Raw genomic sequence first — 16,424 nt, forward strand, 5'->3', positions numbered from 1 at the left:
GGTTAAGGCCGGCCGAGCCGGTAGAAGGCCAGGCTGCCGTTCAGGTTGGGGTCGTCGGCGACCGGCTGGCCGTAAACGTCGAAGGCCAGGCGCTCGCGGATGGCGATGCCGAGCTTGGCGCACAGCGCCTCGAAGTCGACGATGGTGAAGAAGCGCACGTTCGGCGTGTCGTACCACTCGTAGGGCAGGTCCTCGGAAACCGGCATGTGCCCGGCGGCGATCGCCTCGCGGTTCACCCGGTAGGCGAAGTTGGGAAAACTGACGATGGCCTCGTCGGCCACGCGCAGCATTTCGCCGAGGATGCGCTCGGTGCTGTGCATCGTCTGCAGCGCCTGCGAGATGATGGCGTGGCTGAAGGCGCCGTCCTCGAAGCCGGAGAGGCCGCCCTCGATGTCGATCTGGATCACGTCCACGCCGTTGCGGATGCAGCCGAGCACGCTCTCGTGGTCGATTTCCACGCCGTAGCCGCTGATCGATTTGGTCTCGGCGAGATAGCGCAGCAGCCGGCCGTCGCCGCAGCCGAGGTCGAGCACGTGCCTGCCGGCGGGAATCCAGCCGGCGATCACGGCGAAGTCGAAGCGTTCGCGCTCCTTGGGGGTCAGCGGGCTCATACCTTGATGTTCTCCAGATAGGCGCGCAGCACCGCGTGATAGTGCGCGTCGTCGAGCAGGAACGAATCGTGGCCGGCGTCGCAGTCGATCTCGGCGTAGGCCACGCGGTGCCGGTTGCGCATCAGGGCGAAGACGATCTCGCGCGAGCGGGCCGGCGAGAAGCGCCAGTCGGTGGTGAAACTGGCGACCAGGAAGTTCGCCCGGGCCGGCGCCAGCGCGGCGGCCAGGTCGCCGCCGCAGGCGTAGGCCGGATCGAAGTAGTCCAGCGCCTTGGTGGTCAGCAGGTAGGTGTTGGCGTCGAAGAAGCCGGCGAACTTGTCGCCCTGGTGGCGCAGGTAGGATTCGATCTGGAAGTCGATGCCGTAGCTGAAGCTGCGCGCGCCGTTGCGCAGTTCCCGCCCGAATTTCTCGTTCATCTGGTCGTCGGACAGGTAGGTGATGTGGCCGACCATGCGCGCCAGGCGCAGGCCGCGCGTCGGCACCACGCCGTGCTCGGCGTAATGCCCGCCGTGGAAATCCGGATCGGAGAGGATGGCCTGGCGGGCCACCTCGTTGAAGGCGATGTTCTGTGCCGACAGCTTGGGCGCCGAGGCGATGGCCACGGCGTGGCGGATGCGCTCGGGGAACTGCAGCGACCATTCGATGGCCTGCATGCCGCCGAGGCTGCCGCCGATCACCGCCGCCCAGGTGTCGATGCCGAGGTGGTCGGCCAGCCGGGACTGGGCGAGCACCCAGTCCTCGACGGTGACCAGCGGGAAATCGGCGCCGTAGCGCCTGCCCGTCTCCGGGTTCGGCGACAGCGGCCCGGTCGAGCCGTAGCAGCCGCCGAGGTTGTTGACCCCGACGACGAAGAACTTGCGCGTATCGAGCGGCTTGCCCGGTCCGACCAGGTTGTCCCACCAGCCGAGGCTGTTCGGCGTGCCGGCGTAGACGCCGGCGACGTGGTGGCTGCCGGACAGTGCGTGGCAGACCAGCACGGCGTTCGAGCGCGCGGCGTTGAGCGTGCCGTAGGTTTCGAAGACGAGTTCGAACGACGGCAGCCGGCCGCCGCCCTTGAGCGCTATCGGTGCGTTGTGGCAGAAGCGTTGCGGGGCAACGGTGCCGACGGAATTCTCGAGTGACATGACGTTCCGCATCAAAAAAACAAAGCCCAGCCGGCTGTACAGGGCGGACTGGGCGACGCCGCTTTAGCCGTATTTGTTGAGCGCCCGCAAGCTGATCGTTCAAATCGGCGCTGTCGGCGGAAGTTACCGCCCGGTACGGCAAATGTCAAATGACCGGGGCGTCTCGCCCTTCCCTTATTACCCCATCCCCCTCCCGACCTCCCCCTTGAAGGGGGAGGAGCCAGCGGCTACTGCCGCCAGGCGTTGAGCCGCTCGACCTGCTCCTCGATCTTGGCCGATTCCTCCAGGCGCACGATGCGGCGCACGACCGGCTCGATTTCGGCAATGTCGCTTTGCTTGATGCGCTGCTTGACCGCCGGAATCTGCGCCGGAAACATCGAGAACTGGCGCAGGCCCAGGCCGAGCAGCAGGCGGGTGAAGTTCGGGTCGCCGGCCATCTCGCCGCACATCGATACCGGCACGCCGGCTTTCTCGGCGCTGCCGATGACGTGCGACAGCAGCATCAGCACGGCCGGGTGCAGCGGATCGTAGAGATTGGCCACCTGCTCGTCGGCGCGGTCGATCGCCAGGGTGTACTGGATCAGGTCGTTGGTGCCGATCGACAGGAAATCGAGCCGCCGCAGGAACAACCCGACGGCCAGCGCCGCGGCCGGCACCTCGATCATGCCGCCGATCTCGATCTTCTCGTCGAACGGGACCTTTTCGCCGCGCAGGCTGGACTTGGCCTGTTCGAGCAGGGCCAGGGTCTGGTCCACCTGGAAGGCGTGCGAGAACATCGGCACCAGGATTCTCACCTTGCCGTAGCGCGAGGCGCGCAGGATGGCGCGCAGCTGGGCCAGGAAGACCTTCGGCTCGGCCAGCGACAGGCGCACCGAGCGCAGGCCGAGCGCCGGATTCTCGCGCCGGCGGTCGCCGGGGGCTTCCTCGACATGCAGTTCCTTGTCGTTGCCCAGGTCGAAGGTGCGGATGACGATCGGACGCCCTTCCATGCCCTTGACCGTCTTGCGGTAGGCCTCGAACTGCTCGTCCTCGCTGGGCATGTCGCCGCGGCCGAGGAAGATGAACTCGGTGCGGAACAGGCCGACGCCGTCCGCGCCGGAGTCGAGGACGTCCTCGACGTCGTCCGGGCCCTCGATGTTCGCCAGCAGGTCGATCTTGACCTTGTCCAGCGTCGTCGCGCGCGCCGTCTTGAGCAGCTTGAGCTTGGAGCGCTCCAGTTCGTGCTGCGTCTTTCTCAGCTCGTACTCTTCGAGGATGCGCCGGTCCGGATTGACGATGACCACGCCCCGCGTGCCGTCGACGATCAGGGTTTCCCGGTCGCGGATCAGCTGCCGCGCGTTGTGCAGGCCGAGCACGGCGGGAATGCCCATGCCGCGCGCCAGGATCGCCGTGTGCGAGGTGGCGCCGCCGACGTCGGTGACGAACGAGGCGAAGTCCTGGTCCCGGAACGCCATCACGTCCGCCGGCGAGAGGTCGTGCGCGACGACGATCAGGTGCTCGCCCTTGATGCCCTTGAGCCGGCCGCCACCCGCATGGTCGGGGTGCCCGCTCAGCTCGCGCACCACGCGCTCGACGGCCTGGCGCACGTCGTAGCTGCGTTCGCGCAGGTAGGGATCGTCGATCCGCTCGAACTGCTCGACCAGCAGTTCCATCTGCTGCACGATGGCCCACTCGGCGTTGCAGCGCCGCTCGCGGATGATCTGCTTGGGCACTTCCGACAGCTCGGGATCGTCGAGGATCATGCGGTGCAGGTCGATGAACGCGCGCATGTCGGCCGGCGACTTCTCCAGGCTGTTCTTCATCGCGTCGAACTCGGCCCGCACGCGGGCCATGGCCGCCTCGAAGCGGGCCACTTCCTTTTCCACCATGCGCGGGGCGATGACCAGGTGCGAAACCTCCAGCGTCGCCTGCGAGATGAGGTGCGCCTGGCCGATGGCGATGCCGCCCGAGACGGGCAGCCCGTGCAGGGTGAAGCTCATGGTGTGCCTACTCTCCTTCACCGAACTTGTCCGCGATGAGTTTGAGAAGGGCGTCCAGGGCTTCTTGCTCGTCCTCGCCGGTGGTCTCGATCACCACCTTGGAGCCCTTGCCGGCCGCCAGCATCATCACGCCCATGATGCTCTTGGCGTTGATCCGGCGGGAATTCCGTTCCATCCAGATATCCGATTCGAAGCTGCCGGCCAGTTGGGTCAGCTTGGCCGAGGCGCGGGCATGCAGGCCCAGCTTGTTGATGATTTCCGTTTCAGCGCGTGCCATTGGGGAGTCCTGTCGAGCGGTGGTCGTTATCCCGGCGGTATCGGGCGAGAACCCTCATTCTAAGGGATTCCGGTCGATTCGGAAGCCTTCGCGGGGCTATTGCGCGGCCGGCAGCGGAACTTCCTCCGGTTGCGGGATGCCGGCGGCGAATTCGAGACGCGCGCGCATTCTCGGGCTGACCGCCACGTTGCCGGCGGCGTCCACCCGCAGCACCCGGTCGACGCCGAGCTTTCCGGCCAGTTCGGGCCAGCGGCCGCCGGCGATGAACAGCGGCTTGGTGGCCGCGTCGGAGAGCGTGCCGGCGCCGGCTTGCGGCGGGATCAGCACGGTCAGCGCCTGGGTGTGCGCCGCCGGTTCGCCGCTGCGCGGGTCGAGCAGGTGGCAGTAGCGTTTGCCGTCGAGTTCGAAGAAACGCTGGTAGTCGCCGGACGTGCCGATCGCCTCGCCGTCGTGCAGTTGCAGCGTGGCCAGCGGCTCCGGCCGGCGCGGATGCTGGATGCCGACGCTCCACGGCTCGCCGTTCTTGCTGCCGAGGGCCAGGATGTTGCCGCCGATGTTGATCAGCGCGTCGTGGACGCCGTGCTCGCGCAGGATCGCCGCGGCGCGGTCCAACGCGTAGCCTTTCAGGTAGCCGCCGAGGTCGATGGCGACGCGGCGCGAGCGGCTGCCGACGCGCTGTCCGTCGATCAGGAGGTCGGCGATGCCGGCGCGGTGCGCGCGCCAGTCGGCCAGGAACGCGGGGTCGGGCAGGGCGGCCTGGAATTCGTCGGACTGGAAGCCCCAGGCGGCGATCAGCCGGCCGATGCCGGGATCGAACAGGCCATCGCCGAGCACGGACAGCCGCTTGGCGTCGGCCAGCAGCGCGGCCATTTCGGGGGTGACGTCCAGCGTTTTTCCGGCGGCCAGCGCGTCGTTGAGGCCGCTCAGCTCGGAAGGACGCCAGGCGTGATAAGTGCGATGCAGACGGTCGAACTCGCGCAGGACGGCCGCCGCGGCCGGGCGCGCCCGCGCCTCGTCAACGCCGGCCACCAGGATCTCGACGCGGGTACCGAAGACGAAGGATTCCTGGCGGTGCGGCGCGGGCCGGCCGCAGGCGGCGAGGAAGAGCGCGAGCAGCGCCGGGATGAGGAGCGGAAAAGCGGCGGCCGCGCGTCTCACGACGGCTCGGGAACGGCCGCTCCGCCCTGCGGCGCGCCGCCGCAGGCGGCCTCGACCGCCTCGATGAACAGGGCGGCGGCGTCGAAGCCGGTCTGCTGGTGGATCTCGACCATGCAGGTCGGGCTGGTGACGTTGATCTCGGTCAGCCAGTCGCCGATCACGTCGATGCCGACGAACAGCAGCCCCCGCTCGGCGAACACCGGCGCCAGCGTCTCGGCGATCTCCCGGTCGCGGAAGGTCAGCGGCCGCGCCTCGCCGCGCCCGCCGGCCGCCAGGTTGCCACGCGTCTCGCCGGCCATCGGGATGCGCGCCAGGCAATGGGGAACGACCTCGCCGCCGACGATCAGGATGCGCTTGTCGCCGCTGGCGATTTCCGGGATGAAGCGCTGGGCCATGATCGTGCGCCCGCCGTCGCGCGTCAGCGTCTCGATGATCACGTTGCGGTTGGGGTCGTCCTCGCGCACGCGGAAGACTTGGCTGCCGCCCATGCCGTCGAGCGGCTTCAGCACCACGTCGCGGTGCGTGCCGATGAACTCGCCGAGCCGGGCCGCGTCGCGCGCGACCAGCGTCGGCACGGTGAACTGGGCGAATTCGGCGATGGCGAACTTCTCCGAGTGGTCGCGCAGCGCGCGCGGGCTATTGAAGATGCGCGCGCCTTCGGCCTCGGCGCGTTCGAGCAGCCAGGTGCTGGTGACGTACTCCATGTCGAACGGCGGGTCCTTGCGCATGATCACCGCGTCGAAATCGCGCAGCGGCCCGATCGTGCTTTCGCTTTCCACGTACCATTCGCTGTCGGTTTCGAGCAGGACCAGATGCACGGCCTCCGCGCAGACGCCGTGCTGCGTCGTCCAGTGCAGCGAGGGCTGCTGGACGGCGAAGACCGAATGTCCCGCCGCCTGCGCCGCGCGCATCATGGCGACGCTGGAATCCTTGTAGGGTTTGAGCACATCGAGCGGGTCGACGATGAAGGCGATGCGCATGGTCACTCCTCCTTGGGTTCGGTCCGTTCCAGTTCGAGCGACGCGGCGAGCAGCGCCAGCCGGGCGACCACGCCGTAGGCGTAGAAGCGGTTCGGCGGGGCGTCCGGCGTCTGGCAAAGATCCGGCAGGCAACAGCTGGTCTCGAACGCCAGCGGCTCGAAATGCATGCCCGGCGCGTTGAGATTCTCGTCCTTGCCGCGTTCGGCATGCACCCGGTAGAAGCCGCCCACGACGTAGCGGTCGATCATGTAGAACCACCGGCTCGGCGACGCCGTCGCCGACGCGCTCGCGCGTATGCACGCCTTCCTGGATGATCACCTGGGTGACACTCATGCCTTCCTTGATCACCGACATCTTGTTGCGCTGCCGGCGGTTCAGCCCGACCACCTCGGAGGCGTCCTTGACCGTCATCACGCCCATGCCGTAGGTACCGGCGTCGGCCTTGACCACCACGTAGGGCGTTTCCTCGATGCCGTATTCCCGGTATTTCCCGCGCATCTTGGCGAGCACCGCGTTGACGTTGGCGGCCAGGCAGTCCTCGCCCTGCCGGTCGTGGAAATTGACGCTGCCGCAGACGCCGAAATACGGGTTGATCTGCCATGGGTCGATGCCGACGAGTTGGGCGAACTCCTCGGCCACTTCGTCGTAGGCGGCGAAGTGATTGGACTTGCGGCGCACCGCCCAGCCGGCGTGCAGCGGCGGCAGGACGAACTGCTCGTTGAGGTTCTGCAGGATGTCCGGCACGCCCGCGCTCAGGTCGTTGTTGAGCAGGATCGCGCAGGGATCGAAGTCGGCGAGGCCCAGCCGGTAGCGGGTGCGCACCAGCGGTTCGAGCAGCAGCGAGGTGCCGTTGGGCAGGTCGATCGGCGTCGGCTGGTCGATTTCCGGCAGCAGCGAGCCGACGCGCACGTTCAGGCCCGTCATGCGCAGGATGGTCACCAGCTGCGCGACGTTCTGCAGGTAGAAGGTGTTGCGCGTGTGGTTCTCCGGGATCAGCAGCAGGCTCTTGGCCATCGGACAGATCTTGTCGATCGCCGTCATCGCGGCCTGCACGCACAGCGGCAGGAAGGCCGGATTGAGGTTGTTGAAGCCGCCGGGGAACAGGTTCATGTCCACCGGCGCCAGCTTGAAGCCGGCGTTGCGCAGGTCCACCGAGCCGTAGAACGGCGGCGTGTGCTCCTGCCACTTGCCGCGCAGCCAGCGCTCGATGTCCGGCGTGGCGTCGAGGAATTTGCGTTCGAGTTCGAGCAGCGGGCCGTTCAGGGCCGTCGTCAGGTGTGGGACCATCTTCGTTCTCCAATCATGCCGGGGCGGCGGGAAACGGCCGCCCCGGTGTTCCGGCCGTCAGACCAGCTCTTTCAGCTTGTCCCACCAGGACTTCGCGCTTTCCGGCAGGAAAGAACGGAAGACTCCGGGCAGCGGCGTTTGTTCTAGGCTGCGCTGGGTGAACAGGAAGCGGCCGTCGCAGACGAAACCGAGATCCTCCCAGTCTACCCGATTGAGGGCGGACGCCAGCGCGCGCGTGTCTATCGTGGGGTTTTTGGGGAAAATCGCCAGCACCGAGCCGTCGTAGTGCGGGCAGTCGTGCACGAAAAAGGGCTCCGGGCGCCGGGTCTTGCCGTTGACGTACACCCTCGGCAGGTCCGACTGGTAGTAGCCGCGGCCCCATTGCCACCAGTTCGTCTCGTCGTAGCGGCGGATGCGGCGGGCGATCAGCCGGTCCTTGTGCGGCTCCAGCGGCGCCGGCGGCGGATCGCCGGGTTCGCACCAGATCATGCGCCGGGTCTTTCCGTCCGTCAGGGTCGTCGAGCAGATGAAGTCGCGGTTGCCGCGCGTCTCGCTGGTGTAGATCTCGTCCGCGCCGGAAACGGCGCCGACCTTGACGAAGGCGATGTCCGACAGGTGCAGCGGGTACTCGTGGCGGGTGAACAGCAGGTGCCCGCCTGCCTCGACGAAGCGCCGCCGTTCCCAGCGCGGCTGCTGCAGCCCGTCCGCCCCTTCGCCCTGGCCGAGCGCCGCGTAGCGGGCGTGGCGCGACAGGTCGCCCCGCTCGAAGCGCCAGATCGCGCAATTCGGCGTGGCGTCGTCGAACAGGTGCGTGTCGCCCAGGTCGATGAAATCGGTGATCGTCCCCGCGGCGTGCAGCAGCCGGTTGAGCGGCACGGCCGAGGTGGCCTTGAGCAGGTCGCGCGGGGTGATGAAGATCAGCTCGCCGCCCGGTGCGAGGTGGCGCAGGCATTTTTCGACGAAGAACAGGTACAGGTTGGCGCGCCCGTCGAGCACCGAGCCGCGCGCCAGGCGCCGCGTGCCGGGCGAGATGTCCTGGTAACGCACGTAGGGCGGGTTGCCGATGATCGTGGCGAAGCGCTCGTCGTCCGGCAGTTCGAAGAAGTTCATCACCTCGGCGCCCGGCGGCGCGTGGCGCGGATCGATCTCGATGCCCAGCGCGCCGGGAAAGTGCCTCAGGAAGGCGCCGTCGCCGCAGGCCGGTTCGAGCACGCGCCCCCGGTTGCGCACGAGCGCCAGCATGCAGTTGACGATCGCCGGCGGCGTGAAGATCTGGCCCAGGGTGGCTATTTCGTATTCGCTGGGCGGAGCGGTGGCGGCAACTGGCATGGCTGGACGGCGGAGCGCGAAAACCCGGTCGCCGGAGTATATACTGCCTTCAGGGGCTGTAGCCGCGCCGCGGGATGACGGGAAGCGGCGGGCACGGTGGCCCCGGCCGCGATGCATGGCGGCGGTTCGTGGGTTTTTCAGGCGGCGGTTAGACAAAGCGACCGGTACGCTGCCGGAGCGGGAAGGCGGTCCGCAAGGTTCCAGGCTCCAGCGGCAGACCGGAGACGATCCGGGAGACGAAAAATGCGCATACTGATATTGGGAGCCGGAGCCATCGGCGGTTATTTCGGGGCGAGAATCCATGCCGCGGGCGGCGACGTCACTTTTCTCGTGCGGCCGGCGCGGGCGGCGCAGATGCGCCGGCAGGGCTTGCACGTGTCCAGCGCGTTCGGCGATCTGCAGATCGCGCCCGCGGTCGTCACCCGCGACGAGTTGGCCGAGGCGTTCGACGCCATCATCCTGTCCTGCAAGGCCTTCGATCTCGATTCCGCGATGGAGGCGATCGCCCCGGCGGTCGGCGAGCGGACGCTCGTCGTGCCGCTGCTCAACGGCGTGCGCCACATCGACACGCTGATCGCGCGTTTCGGCGGCGAGCGCGTGCTCGGTGGCGTGGCGCTGATCTCGGCGGGGCTGGAGTCGGACGGCGGCATCCGGCATCTGAACAAGCTGCATGGCCTGACCATCGGCGCCCTCGGCGGCACGCCGCCGCCGGAACTCGAAACGCTGTCCAAGGTGCTGGCCGGGGCGGGGTTCGATTTCGTGCTGTCCGGCGATATCGTGCAGGCGATGTGGGACAAGATCGTCTTCCTGGCCACCCTGGCCGGGGCGACCTGCCTGATGCGCGCCAGCGTGGGCACCATCATGATGACGCTGGAGGGCGAGAGCTACGTCAGCGGCCTGCTCGGCGAGTGCGCGGCGATCGCCGAGGCCAACGGCCACGGGTTGTCCGAGGCGCAGCTCGCGGTCTACCGCAACATGCTGACCAACCGCACGTCGCCGCTGGTCGCCTCGATGCTGCGCGACGTGGAAACCGGCCGGCCGACCGAGGCCGGGCACATCCTCGGCGACATGATCAACTGGGCGAATGCCGGAAAGGTCCCGGCGCCCCGGCTGGGCCTGGCCTATTCGCATCTGCAGGCGTACGAGCGGCGCCGCGAGGCCTGATCGGCCGACCGCCGCGGCGCCGGCCTGGCGCCGCGGCGAACCGGCCCGGAATCACTCCGGCGCCGAGGAGCGGATCAGGTAGTCGAAGGCGGCGAGCGAGGCCTTCGCGCCTTCGCCCATGGCGATGACGATCTGCTTGAACGGCACCGTGGTGCAGTCGCCGGCGGCGAAGACGCCTTCCATCGACGTCTGGCCGCGGCTGTCGACCTCGATCTCGCCGCGCGGGGAAAGCTTGAGCGTGCCCTTCAGCCACTCCGAGTTGGGCAGCAGGCCGATCTGCACGAAGATGCCTTCCAGTTCGACGCGGTGCGTCTCGCCGCTGGCGCGGTCCTTGTAGACGAGGCCGTTGACCTTCTCGCCGTCGCCGGTCACTTCGGTCGTCTGCGCCTGCGTGAGGATGGTCACGTTGGGCATGCTGCGCAGCTTCTTCTGCAGCACGGCATCGGCCCGCAGGATCGGGTCGAATTCGAGCAGGGTCACGTGCGCGACGATGCCGGCGAGGTCGATCGCCGCTTCCACGCCGGAGTTGCCGCCGCCGATCACCGCCACGCGCTTGCCCTTGAACAGCGGGCCGTCGCAGTGCGGGCAGTAGGCCACGCCGCGCGCCTTGTACTCCTGCTCGCCCGGCACGTTCATGTTGCGCCAGCGCGCGCCGGTGGACAGGATCACCGCCTTGCTCTTGAGCGTCGCGCCGCTCGCCAGGCGCACCTCGGTCAGGCCGTCGGGGCTGGCGGCGAGGCTTTCCGCGCGCTGCAGGTTCATGATGTCCACGTCGTATTCGCGCACGTGCTGTTCCAGCCCGGCGGCGAGGCGCGGGCCTTCGGTTTCCTTGACCGAGATGAAGTTCTCGATGGCCAGCGTGTCGAGCACCTGGCCGCCGAAGCGCTCGGCGACGATGCCGGTGCGTACGCCCTTGCGCGCCGCGTAGATGGCCGCCGCCGCGCCCGCCGGGCCGCCGCCGACGACGAGCACGTCGAACGCCGCCTTGGCCGAGATCTTCTCGGCTTCGCGCGCCGCCGCGCCGGTGTCGAGCTTGGCGACGATCTCCTCGATGGTCATGCGGCCCTGCCCGAAGGGCTGGCCGTTCAGGAAGACCGTCGGCACGGCCATGATCTGGCGTTCCTCGACCTCCTTCTGGAACAGCGCGCCGTCGATCATCGTGCTGGCGATGCCGGGATTGAGCACGGCCATCAGGTTGAGCGCCTGGATGACGTCGGGGCAGTTGTGGCAGGACAGCGAAACGAAGGTTTCGAAGCGGAACGTCCCGGACAGCGCGCGGATCTGCTCGGCGACCGCGGCTTCGATCTTCGGCGGATACCCGCCGGTCTGCAGCAGCGCCAGCACCAGCGAGGTGAATTCATGGCCCAGCGGGATGCCCGCGAAGCGGATGCGCGCGAGTTCCTCGCCGGGGCGGCCGACGGAGAATGACGGACGACGGGCGTCCTGGCCGTCGAGGCGGATCTGGACCTTGTCCGACAATCCGGCGATATCGTCCAGCATCGCATGCAGTTCGTTCGATTTGGCGCCGTCGTCGAGCGAGGCGACGAGTTCGATCGGCTGCTGCAGGCGTTCGAGATAGGACTTCAGTTGTGTTTTTATGGCTGCGTCAAGCATTGCGTTCTCCCGTGGAGGCGTAGAAATGCCGACGCGGCGAAGTGGCTTGTTTCCTTCGCCGCGTCAGTCGGTACGCCTCGTGAATCGAGGCTGTTTCCTTAGATCTTGCCGACGAGGTCGAGCGAGGGGGCCAGCGTGGCTTCGCCTTCCTTCCACTTGGCCGGGCAGACTTCGCCCGGGTGCGAGGCGACGTACTGGGCGGCCTTGACCTTGCGCAGCAGTTCGGACGCATCGCGGCCGACGCCGCCGGCGTTGATTTCGATGATCTGGACCTTGCCCTGCGGATCGATCACGAAGGTGCCGCGATCGGCCAGGCCGACTTCCTCGATCATCACGCCGAAGTTGCGGCTGATCGTGCCGGTCGGGTCGCCGATCATCACGTACTGGATCTTCTTGATCGCTTCGGACGTGTCGTGCCAGGCCTTGTGCGTGAAGTGCGTGTCGGTCGAGACGCTGTAGATCTCGACGCCCAGCTTCTTGAACTCGGCGTAGTTGTCGGCGAGGTCGGCCAGTTCGGTCGGGCACACGAAAGTGAAGTCGGCCGGATAGAAGAAGACCACGGACCACTTGCCGCGCAGATCGGCGTCGGACACCTGAACGAACTTGCCGTTGTGGAAAGCGGTGGCGTTGAACGGAAGAACCTCGCTGTTGATCAGGGATTTCATCGTTTTGACTCCTTGTGAGCGGTTGAAGAAATGGTATGGGGATGAATGATAGATATAATTCTTGTATTTGGAAAATTGATTGTGACTATATCTTTGATAGCTTAAAGCTATTATGTAGCGCCGGCGACGTCCGTATCGAACGCCCGTCGGCGTATCATGCCGGAGGCAAGCGCGGTCATTATCCCACCGGCGGCGGGCATTTTCCGGTGGCGGCGAATGATATCCAGCAAGGGCGGGCAGGCGACGTGAAAAGCGATTCGACATTCTTCGGGAAACACGGTTCCCTCGGGAAATACGCTGCCGGGCGTTCGTGGCGCGAACGTTCGATGAGCGTCCGTTTCGCCTGGTGCGTCACCGCGCTGGTGTTCGCCATCGTGCTGCTGTCGGGCGAAACGGTCTTCCGCCTGCGCGAGGCCGAGCAAGCTTCGCAGCGGCACGCCGCGGCGCTGGCCTTTGCCTCGGAACTGCGCGCCCGGGTGGAGCGCGAGCTCAATCCGGCGCTGTATCTGGGCAGCGGCATCGTCGGTTATCTGGTGGCGCGCCACGACCGCATCGACGCGCTGGACGTCGAGCGCATCCTGCAGGAGGTCTACGGCTTCGGCCGCCATGTCCGCAACCTGGCGATCGGGCTCGGCTATCGGATCGCCTACATCTACCCGCTGGAGGGCAACGAGGGCGCGCTGAACCAGGACTACCGCGAGAACGCGGAGCAGTGGCCGGCGGTGAAGAAGGCGATCGAATCCGGCCAGGGCGTGCTGACCGGTCCGGTGCGGCTGATGCAGGGCGGCACCGCGCTGATCTACCGCATCCCGGTGCGCGCGGAAGGCCGCTACCTGGGGCTGGTGTCGACCGTCATCGACATGCGTTCCTTCGAACGCGCCGTGCTCGGCGAACTCGAACCGGGACGCTTCGAGTTCGCCGTTCGCGGCAACGAACTCGCCGGTCCGGCCGGGGGATTGCTGTTCGGGCGCGCCGAGCTGTTTGCCGACCCGTCGTCCGTCCGGGTCGAAGCCGCGATGCCGAGCGGGAAATGGGACTATGCCGTCCGTGCCGCGGGACGGCCGGACAAGGCGTCGGCCTGGGGCCTGCGCGTCGCCGGCTGGCTGCTCGCCGCGCTGGCGGCGGCCGGCGTGCATACGGTGCTGCGCCAGCGCAGCGAACTGGCGCGGCACGCCGGCCTGGACAGCCTGACGGGATTGCCCAACCGCCGCCTGTTCGACGACCGGCTGGCCCAGGCCATCCGCCGCAAGGCCAGGGGCGGCGCCGCGCAGATGGCCATCGTCTTTCTCGACCTGGACGGCTTCAAGCGGATCAACGACCGGCACGGGCACAAGTTCGGCGACGCGGTGCTGAGCAAGGTGGCGGCGCGCATCCGCGACGAAGTGCGCATCGGCGACACCGTCGCCCGCTGGGCCGGCGACGAGTTCGCGGTGATCATCGACGAGGCGGGCGAAGCCCGCGTCGGGCAACTGATCCAGCGCCTGCGCCGCCGCATCGCCCGGCCGTTCGAGGTGGACGGCGTCACGCTCGGCGTCACGGCGTCGATCGGGACGGCCTTCTATCCGGGCGAGGCGAAGACGGCGGCCGGCCTGCTGGAACTTGCCGACCAGCGCATGTTCGCAGAGAAACAGCGCGCGGGCCGCGCCTGAGCCGGACGCCTTCGTTCCGGGTTTCCCCGGCCCGGACGCGGGCGCATTCGTCGGGTACAATGCGCGCCTTTTCGAATCAACGACTTCCGAGGTTTTCGAGTGCTCGTCGCCGCCAACATCACCATGCAGTTCGGGGCCAAGCCCCTCTTCGAGAACGTTTCCGTCAAATTCGGCGAAGGATTTCGCTACGGCCTGATCGGGGCCAACGGCTGCGGCAAGTCGACCTTCATGAAGATCGTCGCCGGCGAACTGGAGCCGAGCGCCGGCAACATCTCCCGGGACGCGCACGAGCGCATGGCCTACCTGCGCCAGGATCAGTTCGCCTACGAGGACCGGCGCGTGCTCGACGTGGTGCTGATGGGCCACCGCGAGATGTGGGCGTGCATGCAGGAGAAGGACGCCATCTACGCCGACCCGGAGGCGAGCGAGGAGGATTACCTGCACGCCGCCGAGCTGGAGCACCGCTTCGCCGAGTACGGCGGCTACACGGCCGAGGCGCGCGCCGGCGAACTGCTGCTCGGCGTCGGCATCCCGTCGGACAAGCATGCCGGGCCGATGAGCGAAGTCGCGCCCGGCTGGAAGCTGCGCGTGCTGCTGGCGCAGGCGCTGTTCGCCGATCCCGACATCCTGTTGCTCGACGAGCCGACCAACAACCTCGACATCGCCACCATCCGCTGGCTGGAAAACGTGCTCAACGAGCGCAACAGCACGATGATCATCATCTCGCACGACCGCCACTTCCTGAACCAGGTGTGCACGCACATGGCCGACCTGGACTACGGCACGATCACCGTCTATCCCGGCAACTACGACGATTTCATGGAAGCCTCGTCGCTGGCGCGGCAGCAGCAGAAGACGGCCAACGAGCGCGCCAAGGAGCGCATCGCCGAGCTGCAGGACTTCGTGCGCCGCTTCTCGGCCAACAAGTCCAAGGCCCGGCAGGCGACCAGCCGGATGAAGCTGATCGACAAGCTGAAGCCGGAGGACGTCAAGCCGTCGTCGCGCCAGTATCCGTGGATACGCTTCGAGTACGACGAAAAGGAAAAGCTGCACCGCCAGGCCGTCGAGATCGAGGGGCTGTCGTTCGGCTACGCCGGCGGACGGAAGCTCTTCGACGGCTTCAGCCTGGCGCTCGGCGCGGGTGAGCGGCTGGCGGTGATCGGCGAGAACGGCGTCGGCAAATCGACCTTCCTGAAACTGCTGGTCGGCGACCTCGCGCCGCAGCGCGGCGAGATCCGCTGGGCCGAGAAGGCGCGCTTCGGCTACTACGCGCAGGACCACGCCGACGACTTCAAGAGCGACCTCGCCCTGACCGACTGGGTCGCCGGGTACGCCCGCGCCAACGCCGCCGACGGAGAGGACCTGGAAACGCTGATCCGCGGCACGCTCGGCCGCCTGCTGTTCTCCGGCGACGAGGTGAAGAAGCCGGTCAAGGTGATCTCCGGCGGCGAGCAGGGCCGCATGATCTTCGGCAAGCTGATGCTGCAGAGGCCCAACGTGCTGGTGATGGACGAGCCGACCAACCACCTCGACATGGAATCGATCGAGTCGCTGAACACCGCGCTGGAGAAGTACAAGGGCACGCTGGTCTTCGTCTCGCACGACCGCGAGTTCGTCTCCTCGCTGGCGACGCGCATCCTGGAGCTGCGCGGCGACGGCACGTTCGTCGACTACCCCGGCAACTACGAGGACTACCTCGCCAGCCAGGGCATCGAGTAGGCGCGGCTCAGCGCTGGCAGCGCGGACAGTGGAAGGTGGTGCGGCCGGCCTGGCGCAGCGCGCGGATCGGCGTGCCGCAGACCCGGCAGGGTTCGCCGACGCGGCCGTACACGGCGCACACCACCTGGAAGCTGCCGGCACCGCCGTCGCTGTGCACGTAGTCGCGCACGCTGGTGCCGCCGGCGGCGATCGAATCCTGCAGCGTGGCGCGGATCGCCGCGGCCAGCGCGTGGCAGCGCTCCCGGCCGATGCGCCCGGCCGCGCGCGTGGGCGCGATGCCGGCGCGGAACAGGGCTTCCGAGGCGTAGATGTTGCCGACGCCGACCAGCAGGTGGCTGTCCATCAGCATGGGCTTGATCGGCGCGGCGCGGCCGCGCGTGGCCGCGTACAGCCACTCGCCGTCGAAGCCGGGCGACAGCGGTTCGATGCCCAGCACGGCGAGCGACGGATGGCGTTCGACGTCCGCGCCGGCATGCCACAGCACGGCGCCGAAGCGGCGCGGATCGCGGAAGCGCAGGACCGTGCCGGGAAAGACCAGGTCGACATGGTCGTGCTTCTGCTCCGGCGTGCCGGCGGGGACCAGGCGCAGGCTGCCGGACATGCCGAGGTGGATGATCAGCCAGCCGCCGTTTTCGCCGTCGCCCGTGCAGTCGAAGAGCAGGTATTTGCCCCGCCGGAGGATGGCGCGCACGCGCTTTCCGGCCAGTTCCGCGGCCAGTTCGGGCGGCAGCGCGTGGCGCAGCTTCGGGATGCGGAAGATCGCCCGGACGATGGGCTGTCCCGGCAGGTGGGGCAACAGCCCCAGGCGGCTGACTTCGACTTCGGGGAGTTCGGGCATTTGCTGCGCGCACCAAAAGTTCATAACATG

13 protein-coding genes, 1 pseudogene and 1 riboswitch are annotated in these 16,424 nt (G+C 67.8%); of the genes and pseudogenes, 3 read left to right on the forward strand and 11 right to left on the reverse strand.

Annotation, left to right across the window (positions count from 1 at the left end; translation table 11 throughout):
* Positions 1-2: 2 nt before the first annotated feature.
* The 8 genes and pseudogenes from metW to QM701_RS13595 all read right to left on the reverse strand — a co-directional run bounded on the left by metW (position 3) and on the right by QM701_RS13595 (position 8,745).
* The gene (gene metW, locus QM701_RS13560; protein WP_415167578.1) at positions 3-611 is read right to left on the reverse strand and encodes a methionine biosynthesis protein MetW; all 609 of its coding nucleotides are present in this window, start codon (positions 609-611) and stop codon (positions 3-5) included.
* Positions 608-1,735, reverse strand: a complete 1,128-nt coding sequence (metX, locus tag QM701_RS13565) for a homoserine O-succinyltransferase MetX (RefSeq protein ID WP_415167579.1) — start codon at positions 1,733-1,735, stop codon at positions 608-610. The genes metW and metX overlap by 4 nt, the downstream gene beginning before the upstream one ends.
* Positions 1,736-1,777: 42 nt before the next feature.
* Positions 1,778-1,856: riboswitch (SAM riboswitch) on the reverse strand.
* Positions 1,857-1,962: 106 nt separating this feature from the next.
* Entirely contained in the window at positions 1,963-3,714 is a 1,752-nt protein-coding gene (gene ptsP / locus QM701_RS13570; protein ID WP_415167580.1) for a phosphoenolpyruvate--protein phosphotransferase, read from the reverse strand.
* Positions 3,715-3,721: 7 nt separating this feature from the next.
* The gene (locus tag QM701_RS13575; RefSeq protein WP_415167581.1) at positions 3,722-3,991 is read right to left on the reverse strand and encodes an HPr family phosphocarrier protein; all 270 of its coding nucleotides are present in this window, start codon (positions 3,989-3,991) and stop codon (positions 3,722-3,724) included.
* Positions 3,992-4,087: 96 nt separating this feature from the next.
* Positions 4,088-5,149, reverse strand: coding sequence for an FAD:protein FMN transferase (locus QM701_RS13580; RefSeq protein WP_415167582.1), 1,062 nt, complete (start codon positions 5,147-5,149; stop codon positions 4,088-4,090).
* Positions 5,146-6,129: a glutathione synthase gene (gene gshB, locus QM701_RS13585; RefSeq protein WP_415167583.1), complete on the reverse strand. Its 984-nt coding sequence runs from the start codon at positions 6,127-6,129 to the stop codon at positions 5,146-5,148. Before gshB ends, QM701_RS13580 begins: the two co-directional genes overlap by 4 nt.
* Before the next feature lie 2 nt (positions 6,130-6,131).
* Positions 6,132-7,416, reverse strand: a pseudogene (gene gshA, locus QM701_RS13590) (glutamate--cysteine ligase).
* A gap of 57 nt (positions 7,417-7,473) precedes the next feature.
* Positions 7,474-8,745: an Eco57I restriction-modification methylase domain-containing protein gene (locus QM701_RS13595; RefSeq protein WP_415167584.1), complete on the reverse strand. Its 1,272-nt coding sequence runs from the start codon at positions 8,743-8,745 to the stop codon at positions 7,474-7,476.
* Between the two features lie 243 nt (positions 8,746-8,988).
* On the opposite strand from QM701_RS13595, the gene panE reads away from it, so the two are divergent.
* Positions 8,989-9,909 (forward strand): 2-dehydropantoate 2-reductase, encoded by a 921-nt coding sequence (panE, locus tag QM701_RS13600; protein WP_415167585.1) that lies wholly within the window; start codon positions 8,989-8,991, stop codon positions 9,907-9,909.
* Positions 9,910-9,960: 51 nt separating this feature from the next.
* Here panE and ahpF read toward each other — a convergent pair whose 3' ends face one another.
* Both ahpF and ahpC read right to left on the reverse strand, forming a co-directional pair.
* Positions 9,961-11,523 (reverse strand): alkyl hydroperoxide reductase subunit F, encoded by a 1,563-nt coding sequence (ahpF, locus tag QM701_RS13605; protein WP_415167586.1) that lies wholly within the window; start codon positions 11,521-11,523, stop codon positions 9,961-9,963.
* Between the two features lie 98 nt (positions 11,524-11,621).
* Positions 11,622-12,188, reverse strand: a complete 567-nt coding sequence (gene ahpC, locus QM701_RS13610; protein ID WP_415167587.1) for an alkyl hydroperoxide reductase subunit C — start codon at positions 12,186-12,188, stop codon at positions 11,622-11,624.
* A gap of 326 nt (positions 12,189-12,514) precedes the next feature.
* Between ahpC and QM701_RS13615 the strand changes: the two genes are divergently transcribed.
* Positions 12,515-13,837 carry a diguanylate cyclase domain-containing protein gene (locus QM701_RS13615; protein ID WP_415167588.1) on the forward strand — a complete coding sequence of 441 codons (1,323 nt, stop codon included), beginning with the start codon at positions 12,515-12,517 and terminating at the stop codon, positions 13,835-13,837.
* Positions 13,838-13,936: 99 nt separating this feature from the next.
* The gene (locus QM701_RS13620) at positions 13,937-15,556 is read left to right on the forward strand and encodes an ABC-F family ATPase (RefSeq protein ID WP_415167589.1); all 1,620 of its coding nucleotides are present in this window, start codon (positions 13,937-13,939) and stop codon (positions 15,554-15,556) included.
* Between the two features lie 7 nt (positions 15,557-15,563).
* On the opposite strand, the gene mutM is transcribed toward QM701_RS13620, so the two are convergent.
* Positions 15,564-16,394 carry a bifunctional DNA-formamidopyrimidine glycosylase/DNA-(apurinic or apyrimidinic site) lyase gene (mutM, locus tag QM701_RS13625; protein ID WP_415167590.1) on the reverse strand — a complete coding sequence of 277 codons (831 nt, stop codon included), beginning with the start codon at positions 16,392-16,394 and terminating at the stop codon, positions 15,564-15,566.
* Between the last annotated feature and the right edge of the window lie 30 nt (positions 16,395-16,424).

The organism is Propionivibrio sp. (assembly GCF_047602565.1).
Taxonomy (GTDB): Bacteria; Pseudomonadota; Gammaproteobacteria; order Burkholderiales; family Rhodocyclaceae; genus Propionivibrio.